Here is a 19,933-nt window from a genome sequence, read left to right as displayed (position 1 = left end):
TCAGTCATTTATTACTAACCAGCATATGATCTGGGCTGCAACGGGCGCTATGGTTAATCGTTTCATGCCTGAAGCCTTCGGCAACATAATTTGATTCCCTGACTATTAATTAATTCGGCAGCAATATAAAGAAGGTTCTCATGTCAAACAACATTCGTATCGAAGAAGACCTGTTAGGAACACGTGAAGTCCCCGCAGAAGCCTATTACGGTGTTCATACCCTGCGTGCGATTGAAAACTTCTATATCAGTAACAGCAAAATCAGCGATGTGCCCGAGTTTGTCCGTGGCATGGTAATGGTCAAAAAAGCCGCAGCGATGGCGAATAAAGAGCTGAAAACCATTCCGCGTAAAATCGCTGATGTCATCATTCAAGCCTGTGACGAAGTGCTGGATAAAGGCAAATGCATGGACCAGTTCCCGGTCGATGTGTTCCAGGGCGGCGCAGGTACCTCGCTGAACATGAACACCAACGAAGTGCTGGCGAATATCGGTCTGGAACTTATGGGCCATCAGAAAGGCGAATATCAGTATCTGAATCCTAACGATCACCTTAATAAATGCCAATCCACCAACGACGCTTACCCTACCGGTTTCCGCATCGCGGTTTACGCCTCCAACCAGAAACTGATCGACGCCATCAACCAACTGCGTGAAGGCTTTGATCGCAAGGCAAAAGAGTTCGAAACCATTCTGAAAATGGGCCGCACGCAGTTGCAGGATGCCGTGCCTATGACTCTGGGTCAGGAATTCCACGCGTTCAGCGTCCTGCTGAAAGAAGAAACCCGCAACCTGCATCGCACGGCAGAACTGCTGCTGGAAGTGAACCTGGGTGCCACGGCGATTGGTACTGCGCTGAACACGCCGGAAGGCTACCAGCACCTGGCAGTACAAAAACTGGCGGAAGTCAGCAACCTGCCGGTAGTGCCGGCCGAAGACCTGATCGAAGCCACCTCCGACTGCGGCGCCTACGTGATGGTGCACAGCGCGTTGAAACGTCTGGCGGTGAAACTGTCCAAGATCTGTAACGACCTGCGCCTGCTGTCCTCTGGCCCGCGCGCCGGCCTGAACGAAATCAACCTGCCGGAACTGCAGGCGGGCTCCTCCATCATGCCGGCCAAGGTGAACCCGGTGATACCTGAAGTGGTCAATCAAGTGTGTTTCAAGGTGATTGGCAACGACACTTGCGTTACCATGGCCGCCGAAGCGGGCCAGCTGCAGTTGAACGTGATGGAGCCGGTGATTGGCCAGGCGATGTTTGAGTCAATCCACATCCTGACCAACGCCTGCTATAACCTGCTGGAAAAATGCATTAACGGCATTACCGCGAATAAAGAAGTCTGCGAACACTACGTGTTCAATTCTATCGGTATCGTCACCTATCTCAACCCGTTCATTGGCCACCACAACGGTGACATCGTCGGGAAGATCTGCGCCGAAACCGGCAAAAGCGTACGTGAAGTGGTACTGGAACGCGGTCTGCTGACTGAAGCCGAGCTGGATGACATCTTCTCCGTGGAGAACCTGATGCACCCGGCCTATAAAGCCAAACGCTATACGGATGAAAATGAACAATAACAGATACACCCGGTAGCCCTAAAAGGCACGCTAAATCCTCTGGATAGCGTGCCTTTTTACTTTCTGTCGCCCACAAATTTTTAACTTTTCATTTTCAAATAATCTTATTTTAAGGAGTAGACACTATGTTAGCCGTAGAATTGGTTATCGTTCTGCTGGCCATTTTTTTAGGGGCCAGATTGGGCGGTATCGGTATCGGATTTGCAGGCGGGTTGGGGGTTTTGGTCCTGGCGTTGATTGGCGTTAAGCCGGGCAGCATCCCTTTCGACGTGATTTCCATCATCATGGCGGTGATTGCCGCGATCTCGGCCATGCAGGTGGCCGGCGGTATGGATTATCTGGTCCAGCAAACGGAAAAACTGCTGCGCAAGAACCCTAAACACATCACGATTCTGGCGCCGATCGTCACCTATTTCCTGACTATCTTCGCCGGTACCGGCAATATCTCGCTCTCCGCACTGCCGGTCATCGCCGAAGTGGCGAAAGAACAGGGCATCAAGCCTTGCCGACCGCTGTCTACCGCCGTAGTAGCTGCGCAGATCGCCATCACCGCCTCACCGATTTCCGCCGCCGTAGTGTATATGTCTTCGGTGATGGAAGGTCATGGCGTCAGCTATCTGCATATGCTGATGGTGGTGATGCCGTCCACCTTCTGCGCCGTGCTATTGATGTCGCTGCTGGTGTCCTGGCTGTTTGACTCCAAACTGTCTGACGACCCGGTTTACCTGAAACGCCTGGAAGAAGGCCTGATTACCCTGCGCGGCAACAAGGCGATAGACATCAAACCGCGCGCCAAAGCCTCGGTGCTGCTGTTCCTGCTGGGTGTGGTCTGCGTGGTGGCCTACGCCATCATCAACAGCCCGGGCCTTGGGTTGGTGGCAAAACCTTTGATGAACACCACCAATGCCATTTTGATCATCATGCTGAGCGTCGCCACGCTGACCACTCTGCTGTGCCGCGTCGATACCGATATGGTGCTCAACTCCAGTACCTTCAAAGCCGGCATGAGCGCCTGTATCTGTATCCTGGGCGTGGCCTGGTTGGGCGATACCTTCGTGCAGGCCAACATCGACTGGATCAAAGAGACCGCAGGCGCTGTGATTCAATCCCATCCGTGGCTGCTGGCGGTGATTTTCTTCTTCTGTTCTGCGCTGCTGTACTCGCAGGCCGCCACCGCCAAGGCGCTGATGCCGATGGCGCTGGCGCTGAACGTCTCGCCGCTGACCGCCATCGCGTCCTTCGCCGCCGTTTCCGGCCTGTTCATTCTGCCAACCTACCCGACACTGGTCGCGGCGGTGCAGATGGACGATACCGGCACCACGCGCATCGGGCGTTTCGTGTTTAACCACCCGTTCTTTATCCCCGGCACCATCGGGGTAGTATTGGCGGTGCTGTTCGGTTTCCTGCTGGGCAGCGTGATGCTGTAATCTTTTGACCGGGGCTGCGGCCCCGGTTCTCCCCCGAACCTCGCCTCACTGGCGATAAACTCGCCTTCTAGCCAACTCGCCTTCAGGGTATAGTGCCTACTGATAATCTGGATGAGAGGGCTGAAGATGTCTGATTGCGAAGCTGTCGTCATACTCTGTACCGCGCCCGATGAGGCTACCGCACAAGAACTGGCGGCCCGGGTTTTAGGGGAAAAGCTGGCGGCCTGCGCCACGCTGCTGCCCGGCGCGACATCGTTATATTACTGGGAAGGGAAACTGGAACAGGAGTACGAAGTGCAGATGCTGTTCAAAAGCGATCGCCGCCATCAAGATGCCCTGCTCAGCACCCTGAAACAACATCACCCGTATCAAACGCCCGAGCTGTTGGTGCTGCCGGTGATGGCTGGAGATAAAGACTACCTGTTATGGATCAACGCCTCATTAAATTAATCTTCCTGATCTGCAGCCTGTTTTTTTTGCCGCAGGCGGCTCAGGCATCGCTGTTCGGTCAAAGCGGCGGCAGCAAGTTCGTGCCCGTCGATCAGGCATTCGCCTTTGATTTTAAGCAGCAAGATCGCCAGTTGGCCCTGAACTGGCAAATCCGTCCCGGTTACTACCTTTATCGTCAGCAAATCAAACTGGTACCGCAGCAGGCAACGCTAGGCACCGTTGAGCTGCCCGAAGGGCTGAGCCACAAGGACGAGTTCTTCGGCGAAGTCGCTATTTTCAAGCAACAGCTCGCTCTGAACATTCCCCTGCAGCAGGCGGCCAACGGCGCCAGCCTGAGCGTGACCTATCAGGGCTGTGCGGAAGCCGGCTTCTGTTACCCGCCTGAAACGCGTGTGATCCCACTGGATGCGGTGAGTGCAGCCGCAACCCCGCCCGCTGACGCGCCAACGGAACCCGCGCCAGCCAACCTGCCGTTTTCGCCACTTTGGGCCCTGTTGATTGGCATTGGCATTGCCTTCACCCCTTGCGTGCTGCCGATGTACCCATTGATTTCCGGCATCATTCTGGGCCGCGAAAAGCCGCACAGCAGCGGACGCATTCTGGCGCTGGCGGTGGTTTACGTACAGGGCATGGCGCTAACCTATACCCTGCTTGGTCTGGTGGTCGCGGCCGCCGGGTTGCAGTTCCAGGCGGCGTTGCAGCACCCGTACGTGCTGATCGGCCTGTCGGTGCTGTTTATCGCGCTGGCGCTGTCGATGTTTGGCCTGTATTCGCTGCAGTTGCCCTCTTCGCTGCAAACGAGGCTGGCAGGCTGGAGCAACACCCAAAAGGGCGGCTCGCTGCCTGGGGTGTTCCTGATGGGCGCGCTGGCCGGATTAATTTGTTCGCCCTGCACCACCGCGCCGCTCAGCGCCATCCTGCTTTACATCGCCCAGAGCGGCAATATGTGGGCCGGCGGCGGCACGCTGTACTTGTACGCGCTGGGGATGGGTATTCCGCTGGTGCTCGTCACCCTGTTCGGCAACCGTCTTCTGCCGCGCAGCGGGCCGTGGATGCAGTATGTAAAAGAAGCCTTCGGCTTTGTGATCCTGGCGCTGCCGGTCTTCTTGTTGGAGCGGGTAATCGGCGATGCCTGGGGACTGCGGTTATGGAGCCTGCTCGGTGTGGCATTCTTCGGTTGGGCATTCGCGCTGAGCCTGAAAACTTCGCGCGGCTGGGCGCGTGCATTGCAGTTGCTCTTGCTGGCAGCGGCGGTGATCGCCGCAAGGCCGCTGCAAGACTGGGCCTTCGGTGCCAATGACGCCCAGCAGAGGGCGCCGGCGCACCTGAACTTCGCGCGAATTAATAACGTAGAACAACTCAATCTGGCGCTGCAGCAGGCACAGGGGAAACCGGTGATGCTGGATCTGTACGCCGACTGGTGCGTCGCTTGCAAGGAGTTCGAAAAATATACTTTCAGCGATGCGGCAGTTCAGGCTAAGCTGGCCGATGCCGTGCTGCTGCAGGCGGATGTGACCGCCAACAACGCCGAACAGGCGGCGCTGCTCAAGCACCTGAAGGTCCTTGGGCTGCCGACCATTCTGTTCTTTAACGGCGCGGGCCAGGAAGTGCCGGCCGCACGCGTCACCGGGTTTATGAATGCGCCTGCGTTCAGCGCGCATTTGCAGAAAACAGTGCGGTAAACGACACTGTGGATCAGAACCGAATTTGGAGGGAGCACAAGTGCAACGCGAACACGTCCTTGATACGGCACTGGGGCTGTTGGAACAACAGGGCCTGGCGACCACCACATTGGAAATGCTGGCAAACAAACTCGACGTGCAGCCGGGCGACCTTAAACGCTTCTGGCCGGATCGCGAGGCGCTGCTGTACGACAGCCTGCGCTACCACGGCCAGCAAATCGACACCTGGCGCCGCCAACTGCTGTTGGACGAAACCCTGAGCCCGCAGCAAAAGCTGCTGGCGCGCTATGACGTTCTGGCGGAGTACGTCCGGCACGATCGTTATCCCGGCTGCCTGTTTATTGCCGCCTGCAGCTTCTTCCCGGAGGTGGATCACCCGATACACCAATTGGCGGAACAGCAAAAGCTGACGTCGCTGGAGCTGACCCGCGACCTGCTGCGCCAAATGGACGCCGACGACGCCGATATGGTGGCGCAGCAGATGGAGCTGATTCAGGAAGGCTGCCTGAGCAAACTGCTGGTAAAACGCCAGCTCCAGGATGTATCCGTCGCCAAACGGCTGGCGGAAGATATCTTGCAGGTAGCACAGTGCCGCAGAAACGGTGCTTTAGGCTGATTGAACGGCGAAAGGCTGGGCTGACGAGGCACTTTCGCAACCAAAGTGGGCGTACTTTTGCGCGCCTTGCCTGAAAAGTCAGCAACCGAATGCTTTTTCAGGTATTTCACGCATAAAGCCGTTGACGGCCCCCGCCCAATACGGTTTAATGCTGCGCGTTGCCCGGATAGCTCAGTCGGTAGAGCAGGGGATTGAAAATCCCCGTGTCCTTGGTTCGATTCCGAGTCCGGGCACCATATTTAGAAGAACCCGCCTATGGCGGGTTTTTTGCTTTCTGGGGTATGGACTCTCCATCGAACAAGTTCGATTATTCGGCCTGAAGGCCTCACCCTGCGGGCCAACGCTGAAGCGTTGTTCAACCTGGCGCAAGCGCCGGTTGTCCGAGTCCGGTCGCCCTATTTAGAAGAACCCGCCTATGGCGGGTTTTTTGCTTTCTGGGGTATGGACTCTCTGTCGAACAAGTTCGATTATTCGGCCTGAAGGCCTCACCCTGCGGGCCAACGCTGAAGCGTTGTTCAACACGGCGCAAGCGCCGGTTGTCCGAGTCCGGTCGCCCTATTTAGAGAACCCAGCCTATGGCTGGGTTTTTGCTTTTCAGGGTATGGGCTCTCCATCGAACAAGTTCGATTATTCGGCCGAAGTGCCATGGATATCAAGCGACGCAGCGTCGCCGGCTCACCCCAGCACATCCTGAACACAGGCTTTAAACACTTTAACGCCGAGCGCCAGTGCGTCGCGATCAAAGTGCATTTCCGGGTGATGCAGCCCTGGCGTCAGGTTGGCTCCCAGCCCCCAGAAACCGCCCTTAACCTGCGGGCGCAGACGCAGGTAGTGGAAGAAATCTTCACTGCCCGGTGTCGATTTTGGCGCGGTCAGCCCGGCGTCTCCGAACACGCTGCGAATAGCGCGGGAGACAACTTCGGTTGCCTCGTCATCAATGATCGCTGCCGGCATCTCTTTCATAATACGTATTTCAGCCCGTGCGCCGTAGGCTGCCGCACTACTCTCGATAGCGCGCAATACCTGCGGTTTTAACGCATCCATGGCTTCGTTTTCAGCCGCACGCAGATCCCAGCACACTTGCGCTTTGTCCGGAATAGAGTTGGTGACCCCGGCGTCGCAGAGAAAACGCGTGGCTTTCGCGCTCCAGGTCAGCGATGGCGCAAGGTGAATACCGTTGACCGCCTGTACCGCGTGAGCGGCAGCATCTAGCGCATTCACGCCAAGATGAGGGCGCGCGGCGTGCGCTGCTTTTCCATGGAATATGACTTCAACGGTGGCTGAGGCTGAGTAATACATCGCCGGCACCGCCTGCCCCAGAGAGCACTCTTCCAACGGGCGCAGGTGGAAACCGAGCAGCATATCAACATCCTCCAGTACGCCGCCTTCGGTCAGGGCTATTGCACCGGTGCCCAGTTCCTCGGCCGGCTGGAAGATAAACTTCAGTTTCCCCTTTTTCACCAGGCCCTCCGCCATCACTTCCTGGGCGGTGGTCAGCACCACAGAGGAGTGACCATCGTGGCCGCAGGTATGGCGCGCCACATGCTCGCCATCAATAATATGTCCGAGCGCATCCATATCGGCACGCAGCGCCAACACTGGCCCCGGTTTGCCGCTATCCAGAACGGCCATGATACCGGTAGTTCCATTAACCTGGCGCGTGACCTGGTAGCCCACTGCCTCCAGTACCCCCGCGATATAAGCGGAGGTTTTATATTCTTCGAACCCGAGTTCCGGGATCTGATGCAGGTAATTAAAGTGATCTAGTGTGCGTGACACGTCTTACTCCTTAGTGTGCTTCATTCAAGCAATAACTCGCATTACCAGCATAGAGATAACCGCGTTGAGAATGCTGACGACCATCAGTAGCGGCCAGTACTTCTTCGGGACATCGGCTACCCCCAAAAGACGGCCCATATATTGTAGCTGTGAACCCATTAAAAAAATGGCGGGTGCGAGGATGGTGATCTGCCCGATATCCAGCGTGCCTTTGCTCAGTAGGCTGATAGCAACGCCAGTGCCTGCCGACGACGAGAGCCAGGCAGTCAGCAACACGGTGATAGCTTCGCCCGGCAGGCCGAACACCCCCATTAACGGCGAAAAAATATGACCAATGGCCTGCATCACGCCGAGTAAATTTAGCATTTCAGCAATCACATACGCCATTAATACATTCGGCATCAGATTATTGATGGCGATATTAAATCCTTTACGCGCACCAATAATGAAAATATCGAACGGGTTACCAGAGACTCTTGTGGTATTACTCATTATCGAAATCCCTCTTATACACAGTATTTAATATCAAGCGAACTATGACGGCACCAACAAACTTCATAATGAACATCAGCACCAATGGAATAATTATCGGGATGGTCAGCGAAGCAAACATAGCCGAACCGATGGAGAAATAGTTGTTAATTAATCCGGCACCTGAATATTGCCACGCCCCCATAATCACCACGTCTTTACGAGTAATTTTTTCGCTGTCATACAGCTCTTTAGTCAGTGCCGCACCGGCATCGGTACTTTGCAAATCGGTGATCAACGCCAGCCCGGTATAACCCGGAATACCGAGCAGCGGTTTCAATAGCGGTGTCAACAATTTATGCGCCGCACGGATCGCTCCGTAGTGGGTAAAAATTTCCAGCAACCCCAGCGCCAGCATCACCGTGGGCACCAACGATAGCGCAAAAAGAAAACCAGCTTTCGCGCTGATACCGCCACTGCCGATAAAGGTGTTGGTTTCCGGTGACTTCATGGTGCCGAATGCACCGCCAAGCGTAGTGAAGTCAAACGCCCCCAGCCACGCCATACCCTCGACTTTAAAAAAGAAGCCGGAGAAAACCAGCAGGACAATAATCAGGGAGAGCCAGGCACCAGGCCCGACTCTCCACTCATCAACAAGCTCTTTCTCGGGCTTCTCCAAAATTTTCGATTCGCTCATAACATCTCTCTTCAAAATAATCAGATGACAATCCCCTGTTACTAAGCAGGATCCGTGCCTGAATAGCTGGCAGATAAAATTAAAACCTTTCGCTAAAATTTTTTACGCGACAACCCCCTCCCATAAAATACAGAGAACAAAAATAAAAAATTAACGAAAAATTATTTAAATAAAACCCGAACACGCTCTAATAAAATGCCACTTCACCATTACCGGGCCCCCTTTTGGGGCAAATCAATTTCTTTTCATAAATGTATTTTCATTCATATCAAGAAGTGAGCGGTTAATTCGATTATCACTATTCAATCATGATGATAAATATCCGATTAATGATATTATTGTTGCCCTCAGGTCAACGATCGGGGAGGAAGGTAAAAATGTATCAGGACAGACAGGTCGGCTATCTGTATGAAGTGGGCAACCAGGGAGGTATCCGCCGTGCGGCAGATATTCTTGGCGTTAATCCGTCGGTGATTAGCCGACAGATTGCCCAACTGGAGCGGGCTCTACAATTGCCGTTGCTGGAGCGGCGTGGGCGAAATGTGGTATTGACCGAAGCGGGCCGCCTGCTGGCAGAGGACCATCTTACCAGCCGCCAGAGACGTGAGAAGTTGGAAAGTCAGCTCAAAGACCTGCGCCATATGCGCGGAGGTACAATATCCGTGCGCATCGGCGGCGGGCTTATCACCGCATTTATCGAAGGGGTGATGCGTGAGTTTGCCCGGTCTTACCCTCAGGTTTTTGTCGACATTGTGGTCGGCAGCCTGCAGGAGATGCTCAACGATATTGTCAGCGGCGAAGCGGATATGGCTCTGGCATTCGGACCGATTGGCACGCCGGAACTTAAACGGCACAGCTTTCAGTGGGGGCCAATCTGCGCGGTAGTCTCGCCGCAGCACCCGATTGCCGGGCACAGCAGCATTACCATTGAAGAGCTGGTCGATTATCAGCTGATTGCGCTGACGGAACATTTCGGTCTTCAACGGCATATGAATGCGATGTTCAAAAGTCTGGGCTTGCAATTTCACCCGGCGTATCGCTGTAATCAGTTTTCCACCGCCATGGGACTGAGTCAGGCAGGGCTGGGGATTTCGTTTATGACTGCCTCTGCCGCCGCCGATCCTGTCCGGCAGGGTTCTCTGGTGGCAGTGCCGCTCGATCACCCAATCGCCAGCAGCGCCCAGTGCCATCTGCTGCGCAGCTCTGACCGGCGTTTTACCCCGGCGGCTCATCATATGTGGCAACTGCTGCACAATGCATTTCGCGACAAGTAACGCACTGTGATATCAGGGCTTGAGGGCCAACGCTGAAGCGTTGTTCAACCCGGCGCAAGCACCGGTTGTCCGAGCCCGGTCGCCCTATTTAGAAGAACCCGCCTATGGCGGGTTCTTTGCTTTCTGGGGTATGAGCTTTCCATCGAACGAGTTCGATTATTCGGCCTGAAGGCCTCACCCTACGGGCCAACGGCTCAGTTGGATCCCCCGCTCGGCCGCCCCGGCGCCGAAATCAGCCAACACCGCCCTCACATCCGGGTCGATATAGTCGGCGTTATCATGCTCGGCGATCACTACGCAGTTATCGGGGATCTGCGCCAGCAGGCTTTGCAGACGCGGATTATGCAGAAAAGTCAGGTTCTGGTGAAACCGCACCACATAATGATCGTCGTAACAACTCAGTTGCAGCGCATTGCGGTGGCTTTTGTAGGTACTGCACAACAGTTGCGCCATCAGCCCGATAGCAATGCCCGCCAGCATGCCAAAGATAATGATGCCGGAAACGGTGAGGATAAAGGGAATAAACTGCGGCAACCCCTGGCGCCACTGGGCGATAAACAATGCCGGAGAGGCCAGCTTATAGCCGGTATACAACAGTACCGCCGCCAAGCTGGCTAACGGGATGGTGTTTAGCGCATCGCTGAAGAACAGGCCGCATAACAGCAGCAGCACACCGTGCAGCAGAATCGACATGCGGCTACGCGCTCCGGCATTGACGTTCACCGAACTGCGGACAATCACCGCAGTGATCGGCAGACCGCCGAGAAAACCGCTCAACATATTCCCGACGCCCTGCGCGCGCATTTCCTTGTCCGGCGAAGGTGCCGGCGTTTGGGATTTCAGTTTTTTCAGCGCCTCCTGACTCAGCAGGGTTTCCAGGCTAGCCACCAGCGCCAACGTCAGCGCGATGAGATAAACCGAAGGGTTGCGCCAGGCACCTTGCCAGTCCGGGCGGCTGAGCTGCTCGCCCAGCTCCTCGGCGCTACCGAATTTAGGCAGTGAAATGCGTGGCATGGCGCCGATGCTTTCCGGCATCCACCGCTCGCCAAAGACCACGGCCAGGCTGCCCCAGAGCACCGCCACCAACGGACCAGGGAGATAACGGGCCAACGGGATCCGTTTCACCGGTGCGGTGGTCCACAACCACATGATCAACAGAGCCCCCAGGGCAACCAGTGCCGAGGCGGGCGACAACAGCTCGGCCCCCTCTGCCAGCAACGCCTTCAGGCTCGCGTCCCCCTGTACGCCCAACGCTACCGGCACCTGCTGCATGATCAGCAAAATACCGATGGCCACCAGCATGCCCTGGATCACCGTACCGGGCACCAGCGCGATCCAGCGTCCGGCACGCAACAGGCCGAAAATAAGCTGCAGCGCTCCTGCCAGCATCAGCGCCACCAGCAGCAATGAAAATGAACCCAGCGTTTCCATGGCCGCGGTCACAATGGTCACCAGACCGGCCGCAGGCCCGCTGACAGCGTAGCGCGAAGGGCTCAGCAAGGTGACCACAATTCCGCCGATGACCCCGGTCAGCAGCCCGACAAAAGGCGGTAAGCCACTGGCCTGCGCTATGCCAAGGCTAAGTGGCAATGCCACAAGAAACACCACTATTCCGGCGGGAATATCATTACGCAGAGTGCTGAAGTTCATGACCCACCTCCGCAGCGTTCTGATGGACGAGCTCCTTCAAATGCCCTTCTTGCAGATCGTACACACAGCCAAAAACGTCCAGCATCTTGCCCTGCTCCCAGTGTCGGCGCACCGGTTCGCTGGCTATCAAATGGGTAAACTGGGTCACTACGTGCGCGTCGATAAGCCGGTTCAGACGCGTAGCATCGTCATCCTCTGCCTGCCGATAATCTTGCAAGTTATGTTCCAGCGAATATCGCAAATGCGCCATCCGCCGCGCCAACGCGCTGTCCTCCCGCGCCAGCGGCATTTCCGGTAGCGCCACCGCGGCCTGTACGCCGCCGCAACCGTAATGGCCGCACAAGACAATGGCGGAGACGTGCAGATATTCCAGCGCATATTGCAATACGCTCATCAGACTATCGTCATCCTCAAGAACCATATTGGCGATATTGCGATGAACGAAAAGCTCACCAGGGTGTGCGCCGGTCAGTACCTCGGCCGGGACACGGCTGTCGGAACAGCCTATCCACAACGCCAGCGGCTGCTGACCGGCGACATGCTTGCGGAAGTAATGCGGGTTCCGCTGGCGCTGCTGTAGCGCCCAACTGCGGTTTCTGGCTATCAGGGGTTTAAGTATCGTCACGGCATGCATCTCTCTGTTGGGGACAAACAGGCTCTCGCCTACCCGCCCAGGAGCCAATTACATGAATCAAAATGATGGTTTTATCCCAAATCCAAAATTGGCATGGGGCATTTTTTACACGCACAGCGCCGTTCCTCCATCAGGAAAGGCCCCTATTAACCATAGAAGCAGCAACGAATCTGACAAGGGAAAACAGCCGGGAACTTTTAACAAAAAAAAGTAAACATATTGATTTTGTTGGTTAATAAATCACAACAGGTATATTAAAAAACTAAAGTAACTCCAAAGAGATCATTCTTTACATTCGCTGCCTGATCCGCCAGAAACCGGGCATAAAAAAACCCGCCGTAAGGCGGGTTTCCTAATAATTACACAAGCAGACTGTTAAGACTCGCTTGCCTGTTTGGCATTGCCTGACAAGAACTCTTTCTCATAAGCCAGCGCTTTTTTACTGTCGAATTGATGTTCCCATTTGGCAATGACCAGTACCGCCAGCGCATTACCCACTACGTTCAAAGCGGTACGTGCCATATCCAGAATACGATCGACGCCGGCAATAAACGCCAGTCCTTCCAGCGGGATGCCGACGCTGCCCAAGGTCGCCAGCAGCACCACGAACGAAACGCCGGGTACGCCTGCGATCCCCTTGGAAGTGACCATAAGCGTCACCACCAGCACGATTTCCTGGCCTAAAGACAACTCAATCCCATACAGCTGCGCAATAAAGATGGCGGCAATGCTCTGGTACAGCGTGGAACCATCCAGATTAAAGGAGTAACCGGTAGGCACCACAAAGCTGGTGATCGCCTTCGGTGCACCGTAGGCTTCCATCTTTTCAATGATGCGTGGCAATACGGTTTCCGAACTGGCGGTGGAATAAGCCAGGATCAGTTCGTCCTTCAGGATACGGATTAACGTCCAGATACGCAGATTGCACATCCGTGCCACCGCGCCCAACACCACCAGGGCGAAAAAGGCGATGGCGAAGTACACCAATAACACCAGTTTGGCGAGCGGCAACAGCGAAGCGAAACCGAAGTTGGCTACCGTCACTGAGATCAGACCAAATACCCCAATTGGCGCATAACGCATGATCATATGGGTGACTTTGAACATGCTTTCGGAAACGGCTTTAAACACCTTCAGCAGCGGTTCTTTGGTTTCTTTCGGCAATGACGACAGACCAAGGCCAAACAGCACCGAGAAGAAGATAATCGGCAGCATGTCGCCTTTGGCCATGGAGGCAAAGACATTCGACGGAATCAACGACAGAATGGTCGCCACCAGACTATGCGAGCCACTTTGCACTTGCTCGGTGGTTTTTTCATATTGAGAGATATCGACCGCCGTCAGCGTCGACATATCGATGCCGTGACCGGGTTGAAAAACATTAGCCAACGTCAGCCCTACCACGATGGCGACGGTGGTAATCACTTCGAAATAAATAATGGTTTTCAATCCGAGGCGGCCTAACTTTTTCGCATCGCCGACTCCGGCGATACCTACCACCAACGTAGAAATAACGATCGGCACGACGATCATCTTGATCAAGCGAATAAAGATATCACCAGCCGGACTAAGAATATTACTGACCAGCCACTCGCGTGACTCCGTCTGATTATGAAGTACCGCGCCGACGATAATACCTAGTACCAGCGCTATCAGGATTTGCCAAGCAAGGCTAATTTTTACACTTTTCATACCCAAAGAGTCCTCAAAAGACTCCTTTCAACGTATTTAATTGCAACACGAAGAAAAGAATAATTAATCATTTAATACGGGCTTATGTTCATTACGAGAAAGCGTCCACCTGCCCTTAGTGTGACGTTGCTTAAATCAGTACCATTTGAGCGACCTTGTCTGCAACCCTTGTTTTATCAGGCTTGCGCGCTGAATCGAATCATAAAAATCATTCACTCCAGCGTCACATAGCATAATTACTTGTTATTAAAAACATAATTTTATGTGCGGTAAATCACACATTAATCCGATCGATTGATTTTTAGCCATAATAAAAATGCGTTGTTTTTCGCAGAATCTGCATATTTAGTCCGCTAACGATGTTTATATTATGTTGCACAAAGGTTTTTAAAATGAAAACAAAAAACATTTCGCTTGGTAATTATTTTATTGATATTTTTCTCTGGGAACACAAATGAGAATTATTCTTCTAAAACCAGTCTTCAACAAAGTATTTATCAAACACGACAACGCCCAGGCAGGCTTATTAAGCTAAGAGTGGTGATAATAACTCCATTATTAATAGTGGCAGGTATACTAATAGCCAGCATACGTATAAATGATTTAGCAGAAATTAATACACAAAGTTTTATATTCGCTATGCTCTATAGGAAGTGCGTTTAATCTGGGACTGTTTATTCTTTTTGGTTCTTTAGATAGCCTTTTCTGACAAAAACCACCTATTTGGTCCCTTTTTCCCGTCAAGCAGATAGATACACAGCGCAAATGAGACAGAACTATTACAAATCAATATCTTTGTTGCGTGATCTGCCGCGCAAAAAAGAAACAAAGAATCATAGCAAACTATACTTAACCTTCAGTTGACATATCATTAACAACTTCAAGGAGAAAAGCTATGAGCCAAGTGCATAAACACGCTATTCCCTCTGCAATTGCAGAACACGCCCTGATTAACCCAGAACAATACCAACAATATTATCAACAGTCTGTGCAAAACCCCGAGGCTTTCTGGGGCGAGCAAGGAAAAATCCTGGACTGGATCAAACCTTATAGCCGGGTAAAAAACACGTCGTTCGACCCGGGCCATATCAGTATCCGCTGGTTTGAAGACGGTACCCTGAACCTGGCGGCCAACTGCCTCGACCGCCACTTGGCCGAACGCGGTGACCAGACCGCCATTATCTGGGAAGGTGACGATCCCACCCAGTCGAAACAAGTGACCTACAAACAACTGCATCACGATGTCTGCCAGTTCGCCAACGTACTGAAAAAGTTGGGCGTCAAAAAAGGCGACGTCGTGGCTATCTATATGCCCATGGTGCCGGAAGCCGCGGTCGCCATGCTGGCCTGTGCACGTATCGGTGCGGTGCACTCGGTAATCTTTGGCGGTTTCTCGCCAGAGGCGGTCGCCGGCCGCATTATCGACTCCAATTCCAAGCTGGTTATCACCGCTGACGAAGGCCTGCGCGCCGGGCGCGCCGTACCGCTGAAAAAGAACGTCGACGACGCGCTGAAAAACCCTGGCGTGAAAAGCATCACCAACGTGGTCGTTTTCCAACGTACCGGCAAGCCGGGTTATTGGCAGGAAGGCCGTGATTTATGGTGGCATGAACTGACCAACGGCGTTTCCGCCGACTGCCCACCGGAAGAGATGAATGCGGAAGACCCGTTGTTTATCCTTTATACCTCCGGATCGACCGGCAAACCCAAGGGCGTGCTGCACACCACCGGTGGCTATCTGGTGTATGCCGCCATGACCTTCAAGTACGTCTTCGACTACCACGACGGTGACGTGTACTGGTGTACGGCCGACGTCGGCTGGGTTACAGGCCACAGCTATCTGCTCTACGGTCCGCTGGCCTGCGGCGCCATCACCCTGATGTTCGAAGGCGTGCCGAACTACCCTGGCGTCAACCGCCTGTCGCAGGTGATTGATAAGCACCAGGTCAATATCCTGTATACCGCCCCCACCGCCATTCGTGCGCTGATGGCCGAAGGCGATAAAGCGATTGAAGGCACCAAACGCGATTCGCTGCGCATCATGGGTTCGGTCGGGGAGCCGATCAACCCGGAAGCCTGGGAGTGGTATTACAACAAAATCGGTAACGGCAAATGCCCGATCGTCGACACTTGGTGGCAGACCGAAACCGGCGGCTTTATGATCACCCCACTGCCGGGCGCAACCGAGTTGAAAGCCGGCTCTGCCACGCGCCCGTTCTTCGGCGTGCAGCCTGCGTTGGTCGATAACGTAGGCATACCGCAGGAAGGTGCCTGCGAAGGCAATTTGGTGATCACCGATTCCTGGCCGGGCCAGGCGCGTACGCTGTTTGGCGATCACGATCGTTTTGAGCAGACTTACTTCTCCACCTTTAAAGGCATGTATTTCAGCGGTGACGGCGCACGCCGTGATGAAGATGGATATTACTGGATCACAGGTCGCGTCGATGATGTGCTGAACGTTTCCGGGCACCGTCTGGGTACCGCAGAAATCGAATCAGCCCTGGTCTCGCATCCGAAAATCGCCGAAGCGGCGGTTGTCGGTATTCCTCATAACATTAAAGGCCAGGCGATTTACGCCTATATCACGCTGAATCATGGCGAAGAACCTTCACCGGAACTTTATACCGAAGTTCGTAACTGGGTACGCAAGGAAATAGGGCCGATCGCCACGCCAGACGTGCTGCACTGGACAGACTCTCTGCCCAAAACGCGTTCCGGCAAGATCATGCGCCGCATCTTGCGCAAAATCGCGGCGGGTGACACCAGCAATCTCGGGGATACCTCAACCCTGGCGGACCCAGCCGTAGTAGACAAGCTGTTGGAAGAAAAACAATCCATGAAAGTACCGTCGTAATTTCCGCCGTCTCCGGCCGTTCATCAGGAAATCACCCGATGGACGGCTGTCAGCGCGGCGTTCTCGATCAATACCTACTGGAGACGCACTGATGAATGACACCATTTATCAAAGGATTGAGGAAAACCCGCGTTTTAAAGAGCTGGTACGAAAACGCGGCCGCTTCGCCTGGCTGCTTTCGTTGATTACGCTGGTGCTTTATGTTGGCTTTATTTTACTGATCGCTTTCGATCCGCAGTGGCTTGGTACGCCGATCGCTGCCGGATCGACCATTACCCGTGGGATCCCGGTGGGCGTGGGTCTGATCGTGATCTCTTTCGTTCTGACCGGGATCTACGTATTCCGCGCCAATGGCGAGTTCGATCGTCTGACTGCAGAAATCCTGCGTGAGGTGAAGAAATGAGGCGTTTACTCTCCATCGCCGCTCTGCTGGCTCTACCGGGGTTGGCCTTTGCCGACGCCATTGGCGGTGAAGTACAGCGCCAGCCGTTGAATATTCAGGCGATCGTCATGTTCGTGTTGTTTGTCGGCGCCACGTTGTATATCACCTATTGGGCCTCCAAGCGCACCCGCTCGCGCCAGGACTACTATACCGCAGGGGGGAGAATCACCGGCCTGCAGAACGGCCTTGCCATCGCCGGTGACTTTATGTCGGCGGCCTCTTTCCTGGGTATTTCCGCGCTGGTGTATACCTCTGGCTATGACGGGCTGATTTACTCCATCGGCTTTTTGATCGGCTGGCCGGTCATTCTGTTCCTGATTGCCGAGCGCCTGCGTAACCTTGGCCGCTATACTTTCGCTGACGTAGCCTCTTATCGTCTGAAGCAAAAACCGATCCGCACACTCTCTGCCTGCGGTTCACTGGTGGTGGTCGCGCTGTATCTGATTGCTCAGATGGTTGGGGCCGGCAAGTTGATCCAGTTATTGTTCGGGCTGAACTACCACGTGGCGGTGATTTTGGTCGGTATTTTGATGGTGTTGTACGTACTGTTCGGCGGCATGCTGGCCACGACCTGGGTACAGATTATCAAAGCGGTGCTGCTGTTGGCCGGTGCAAGTTTTATGGCTCTGATGGTGATGAAATCAGTCAACTTTGACTTCAACACCCTGTTTACCGAAGCCGTGAAAGTGCATCCGAAGGGCATAGCCATTATGAGCCCGGGTGGTTTGGTCTCGGATCCTATTTCGGCACTTTCCCTGGGGCTGGCGCTGATGTTCGGCACCGCCGGGTTGCCGCATATTCTGATGCGCTTCTTTACCGTGAGTGACGCCAAGGAAGCACGTAAGAGCGTGTTCTATGCTACCGGTTTTATCGGTTACTTCTATATCCTGACCTTTATTATCGGTTTTGGCGCTATTTTGCTGGTCAGCCCTAATCCGGCATTCAAAGATGCCACCGGTGCGTTGCTGGGTGGTACCAACATGGCGGCAGTGCATTTGGCTAATGCAGTTGGCGGTAACTTCTTCCTTGGCTTTATCTCGGCAGTGGCCTTTGCCACCATCCTTGCGGTGGTTGCCGGCCTGACGCTGGCGGGTGCATCTGCGGTATCTCACGACTTGTACGCTAGCGTCGTTAAAGATGGCAAGGCGACCGAACGTGATGAGCTTCGGGTTTCCAAAATCACGGTAGTGATCCTGGGGATCGTGGCAATCGCGCTGGGCATTTTGTTTGAGAAGCAGAATATCGCCTTTATGGTGGGGCTGGCCTTCTCTATCGCTGCCAGCTGTAACTTCCCAATTATCATTCTTTCAATGTACTGGTCACGCCTGACCACCCGCGGAGCGATGATCGGCGGCTGGCTGGGCTTGCTGACCGCGGTGATCCTGATGATCCTGGGCCCGACGATTTGGGTGCAGATCCTTGGCCATGAAAAACCGATCTACCCTTATGAATATCCGGCGCTGTTCTCCATGTTGGTGGCGTTTGTGGGTACCTGGCTGTTCTCAGTCACCGACAGTTCGCTAGCCGGGCAGCAGGAACGCGAACGCTTCCGCTCTCAGTTTGTACGTTCGCAAACCGGATTGGGCATCTCTCAAGGCAGCTCGCATTAACCGAATAATAAGTGAAAAAAAGCAAACACACCCTAATCAAAGGCCCTTCGGGGCCTTTTCTCGTTCTGTCAGTTGTAAATAATCTTTGAAGGTTCATCGCTGATATCGGGGTTTTTCATTCGAACAGCAAGAATCAAGATAGATGCTCTGAACAATACAAGAGACAGAATCATGAAACAGCCTACGGCCTTACTATTGCTAATCTTTGCCGGCAACGCACTGGCAACCCCGCTTATCGAACCACTGCAGTTGATTAGCGACTACACCCTGCCGACCGCACAGTTGCAGGCGCAGATACTTGCCGCCAAACGCTACGACAGCTTCTGGAATACCGGCGATGAAGCACTGGCAAAACAGGCGCTGGCCAGCGACTTTACCGATATGACCTTACCCGCCGGCAGAATACAGGGCATCCGCGGTGCGTTACAGGCCTCGAAAACCTTCCGCCAGGCCGTCCCGGATTTACGTTGCGAGGTAGCGCAAATGATTGTCACCGGCGATCGCGTCGTAGCGCATTTGCGCTTTAGCGGGCATTTTACCGGCCGTTTTCAGGGCAAACAGGGAAAGGGACAACCCATTGATTTTATTGCGACAGATATCTATCAGATCAAGCAAGGCTCAATAACCGCCAATTGGCATATTGAGGATAATCTGACGTTATTACAGCAGTTGGGGATCGTGAAAATGTAGATTACTGAGGCGCAGCGTAGCTGCGCCCGGTATTTCTTGGCCCCAAAGCAAAAAGCCTCATGCTTTCGCATGAGGCTTTCGACTTTATTTGATGCCTGGCAGTGTCCTACAATATTCGTCTCATCCTGAGACTCACCCCTTCGGGGCCGCCGCAAGCGGCGTTGAAGCCCGTTCCCGACGGGCTTTTCGCATGCCCATGCTCGTGTAGAACACCCAAAAATAGATAAAACAAAAAGCCCTACGCTTTCGCATAGGGCTTGTTGCTTTAATTGATGCCTGGCAGTGTCCTACTCTCGCATGGGGAGACCCCACACTACCATCGGCGCTACGGCGTTTCACTTCTGAGTTCGGCATGGGGTCAGGTGGGACCACCGCGCTATTGCCGCCA

Annotated in this window: 18 protein-coding genes, 1 tRNA gene and 1 rRNA gene; 13 read left to right on the top strand and 7 right to left on the bottom strand. The window is 54.1% G+C overall.

Going from position 1 to position 19,933, the window contains the following annotated elements; genetic code table 11:
* The first annotated feature begins 140 nt into the window (after positions 1-140).
* From aspA to ACTJJ1_RS10955, 7 genes are all read left to right on the top strand, one after another.
* Complete coding sequence (gene aspA / locus ACTJJ1_RS10985; protein WP_004952628.1) at positions 141-1,577, top strand: aspartate ammonia-lyase; 1,437 nt, start codon at positions 141-143, stop codon at positions 1,575-1,577.
* 125 nt (positions 1,578-1,702) lie between these two features.
* Positions 1,703-3,004, top strand: coding sequence for an anaerobic C4-dicarboxylate transporter (locus tag ACTJJ1_RS10980; RefSeq protein WP_004952626.1), 1,302 nt, complete (start codon positions 1,703-1,705; stop codon positions 3,002-3,004).
* A 126-nt stretch (positions 3,005-3,130) separates the two neighbouring features.
* Positions 3,131-3,454, top strand: coding sequence for a divalent cation tolerance protein CutA (gene cutA / locus ACTJJ1_RS10975; protein WP_004952623.1), 324 nt, complete (start codon positions 3,131-3,133; stop codon positions 3,452-3,454).
* A complete protein-coding gene (locus ACTJJ1_RS10970; protein ID WP_440833669.1) occupies positions 3,430-5,136 on the top strand; it encodes a protein-disulfide reductase DsbD in 1,707 nt (568 codons plus the stop codon). Before cutA ends, ACTJJ1_RS10970 begins: the two co-directional genes overlap by 25 nt.
* A gap of 40 nt (positions 5,137-5,176) precedes the next feature.
* On the top strand, positions 5,177-5,752 hold the full coding sequence (gene dicD, locus ACTJJ1_RS10965) for a division control transcriptional repressor DicD (RefSeq protein WP_006323175.1): 576 nt from the start codon (positions 5,177-5,179) through the stop codon (positions 5,750-5,752).
* Between the two features lie 160 nt (positions 5,753-5,912).
* Positions 5,913-5,988 (top strand) — tRNA-Phe (locus tag ACTJJ1_RS10960).
* A 19-nt stretch (positions 5,989-6,007) separates the two neighbouring features.
* Positions 6,008-6,232: a hypothetical protein gene (locus ACTJJ1_RS10955; RefSeq protein ID WP_440833667.1), complete on the top strand. Its 225-nt coding sequence runs from the start codon at positions 6,008-6,010 to the stop codon at positions 6,230-6,232.
* 195 nt (positions 6,233-6,427) lie between these two features.
* Here ACTJJ1_RS10955 and ACTJJ1_RS10950 read toward each other — a convergent pair whose 3' ends face one another.
* The 3 genes from ACTJJ1_RS10950 to ACTJJ1_RS10940 are packed head-to-tail and all read right to left on the bottom strand — an operon-like array spanning position 6,428 to position 8,699.
* On the bottom strand, positions 6,428-7,531 hold the full coding sequence (locus tag ACTJJ1_RS10950) for a M20 peptidase aminoacylase family protein (RefSeq protein WP_004953999.1): 1,104 nt from the start codon (positions 7,529-7,531) through the stop codon (positions 6,428-6,430).
* A 24-nt stretch (positions 7,532-7,555) separates the two neighbouring features.
* The gene (locus tag ACTJJ1_RS10945; protein ID WP_004954002.1) at positions 7,556-8,023 is read right to left on the bottom strand and encodes a YjiG family protein; all 468 of its coding nucleotides are present in this window, start codon (positions 8,021-8,023) and stop codon (positions 7,556-7,558) included.
* Positions 8,016-8,699 (bottom strand): nucleoside recognition domain-containing protein, encoded by a 684-nt coding sequence (locus tag ACTJJ1_RS10940; protein ID WP_122288544.1) that lies wholly within the window; start codon positions 8,697-8,699, stop codon positions 8,016-8,018. The genes ACTJJ1_RS10945 and ACTJJ1_RS10940 overlap by 8 nt, the downstream gene beginning before the upstream one ends.
* A gap of 377 nt (positions 8,700-9,076) precedes the next feature.
* On the opposite strand from ACTJJ1_RS10940, the gene ACTJJ1_RS10935 reads away from it, so the two are divergent.
* Positions 9,077-9,973, top strand: coding sequence for a LysR family transcriptional regulator (locus ACTJJ1_RS10935; protein ID WP_004954009.1), 897 nt, complete (start codon positions 9,077-9,079; stop codon positions 9,971-9,973).
* Between the two features lie 174 nt (positions 9,974-10,147).
* Here ACTJJ1_RS10935 and ACTJJ1_RS10930 read toward each other — a convergent pair whose 3' ends face one another.
* Together ACTJJ1_RS10930 and ACTJJ1_RS10925 are read right to left on the bottom strand one after the other, a co-directional pair.
* Positions 10,148-11,623, bottom strand: a complete 1,476-nt coding sequence (locus tag ACTJJ1_RS10930) for a SulP family inorganic anion transporter (RefSeq protein WP_006323172.1) — start codon at positions 11,621-11,623, stop codon at positions 10,148-10,150.
* Entirely contained in the window at positions 11,601-12,257 is a 657-nt protein-coding gene (locus ACTJJ1_RS10925; RefSeq protein WP_062791160.1) for a carbonic anhydrase, read from the bottom strand. Before ACTJJ1_RS10925 ends, ACTJJ1_RS10930 begins: the two co-directional genes overlap by 23 nt.
* 52 nt (positions 12,258-12,309) lie before the next feature.
* On the opposite strand from ACTJJ1_RS10925, the gene ACTJJ1_RS10920 reads away from it, so the two are divergent.
* The gene (locus ACTJJ1_RS10920; protein ID WP_155728975.1) at positions 12,310-12,471 is read left to right on the top strand and encodes a hypothetical protein; all 162 of its coding nucleotides are present in this window, start codon (positions 12,310-12,312) and stop codon (positions 12,469-12,471) included.
* A 161-nt stretch (positions 12,472-12,632) separates the two neighbouring features.
* Here ACTJJ1_RS10920 and gltP read toward each other — a convergent pair whose 3' ends face one another.
* Positions 12,633-13,949 (bottom strand): glutamate/aspartate:proton symporter GltP, encoded by a 1,317-nt coding sequence (gene gltP, locus ACTJJ1_RS10915; RefSeq protein ID WP_004954016.1) that lies wholly within the window; start codon positions 13,947-13,949, stop codon positions 12,633-12,635.
* Positions 13,950-14,844: 895 nt separating this feature from the next.
* On the opposite strand from gltP, the gene acs reads away from it, so the two are divergent.
* The 4 genes from acs (at position 14,845) to ACTJJ1_RS10895 (ending at position 19,545) form a co-directional block, all read left to right on the top strand.
* Complete coding sequence (acs, locus tag ACTJJ1_RS10910; RefSeq protein WP_006323166.1) at positions 14,845-16,803, top strand: acetate--CoA ligase; 1,959 nt, start codon at positions 14,845-14,847, stop codon at positions 16,801-16,803.
* 91 nt (positions 16,804-16,894) lie between these two features.
* On the top strand, positions 16,895-17,206 hold the full coding sequence (locus ACTJJ1_RS10905; protein WP_004954024.1) for a DUF485 domain-containing protein: 312 nt from the start codon (positions 16,895-16,897) through the stop codon (positions 17,204-17,206).
* A complete protein-coding gene (gene actP, locus ACTJJ1_RS10900; protein WP_440833661.1) occupies positions 17,203-18,855 on the top strand; it encodes a cation/acetate symporter ActP in 1,653 nt (550 codons plus the stop codon). Before ACTJJ1_RS10905 ends, actP begins: the two co-directional genes overlap by 4 nt.
* Before the next feature lie 171 nt (positions 18,856-19,026).
* Complete coding sequence (locus tag ACTJJ1_RS10895) at positions 19,027-19,545, top strand: ester cyclase (protein ID WP_122290111.1); 519 nt, start codon at positions 19,027-19,029, stop codon at positions 19,543-19,545.
* 274 nt (positions 19,546-19,819) lie between these two features.
* Here the strand turns inward: ACTJJ1_RS10895 and rrf are convergent.
* A 5S ribosomal RNA gene (gene rrf / locus ACTJJ1_RS10890) occupies positions 19,820-19,933 on the bottom strand; the annotation flags it as partial.

The organism is Serratia sp. 22264 (genome assembly GCF_052045345.1).
GTDB lineage: Bacteria > Pseudomonadota > Gammaproteobacteria > Enterobacterales > Enterobacteriaceae > Serratia > Serratia plymuthica.
Note: the sequence above shows the minus strand (reverse complement) of the source record. Positions and strands in the feature narration are given on the sequence as shown.

Excerpts from the sequence above, each read along its gene's own strand:
- ACTJJ1_RS10895 (WP_122290111.1), top strand. The coding sequence starts at position 19,027 with ATGAAACAGCCTACGGCCTTACTATTGCTAATCTTTGCCGGCAACGCA.
- ACTJJ1_RS10980 (WP_004952626.1), top strand. The coding sequence starts at position 1,703 with ATGTTAGCCGTAGAATTGGTTATCGTTCTGCTGGCCATTTTTTTAGGG.
- ACTJJ1_RS10940 (WP_122288544.1), bottom strand. The coding sequence starts at position 8,699 with ATGAGCGAATCGAAAATTTTGGAGAAGCCCGAGAAAGAGCTTGTTGAT.
- ACTJJ1_RS10970 (WP_440833669.1), top strand. The coding sequence starts at position 3,430 with ATGGATCAACGCCTCATTAAATTAATCTTCCTGATCTGCAGCCTGTTT.
- aspA (WP_004952628.1), top strand. The coding sequence starts at position 141 with ATGTCAAACAACATTCGTATCGAAGAAGACCTGTTAGGAACACGTGAA.
- acs (WP_006323166.1), top strand. The coding sequence starts at position 14,845 with ATGAGCCAAGTGCATAAACACGCTATTCCCTCTGCAATTGCAGAACAC.
- gltP (WP_004954016.1), bottom strand. The coding sequence starts at position 13,949 with ATGAAAAGTGTAAAAATTAGCCTTGCTTGGCAAATCCTGATAGCGCTG.
- actP (WP_440833661.1), top strand. The coding sequence starts at position 17,203 with ATGAGGCGTTTACTCTCCATCGCCGCTCTGCTGGCTCTACCGGGGTTG.
- ACTJJ1_RS10930 (WP_006323172.1), bottom strand. The coding sequence starts at position 11,623 with ATGAACTTCAGCACTCTGCGTAATGATATTCCCGCCGGAATAGTGGTG.
- ACTJJ1_RS10935 (WP_004954009.1), top strand. The coding sequence starts at position 9,077 with ATGTATCAGGACAGACAGGTCGGCTATCTGTATGAAGTGGGCAACCAG.
- ACTJJ1_RS10945 (WP_004954002.1), bottom strand. The coding sequence starts at position 8,023 with ATGAGTAATACCACAAGAGTCTCTGGTAACCCGTTCGATATTTTCATT.
- ACTJJ1_RS10905 (WP_004954024.1), top strand. The coding sequence starts at position 16,895 with ATGAATGACACCATTTATCAAAGGATTGAGGAAAACCCGCGTTTTAAA.
- ACTJJ1_RS10925 (WP_062791160.1), bottom strand. The coding sequence starts at position 12,257 with ATGCATGCCGTGACGATACTTAAACCCCTGATAGCCAGAAACCGCAGT.
- ACTJJ1_RS10920 (WP_155728975.1), top strand. The coding sequence starts at position 12,310 with ATGAATCAAAATGATGGTTTTATCCCAAATCCAAAATTGGCATGGGGC.
- cutA (WP_004952623.1), top strand. The coding sequence starts at position 3,131 with ATGTCTGATTGCGAAGCTGTCGTCATACTCTGTACCGCGCCCGATGAG.
- ACTJJ1_RS10955 (WP_440833667.1), top strand. The coding sequence starts at position 6,008 with ATGGCGGGTTTTTTGCTTTCTGGGGTATGGACTCTCCATCGAACAAGT.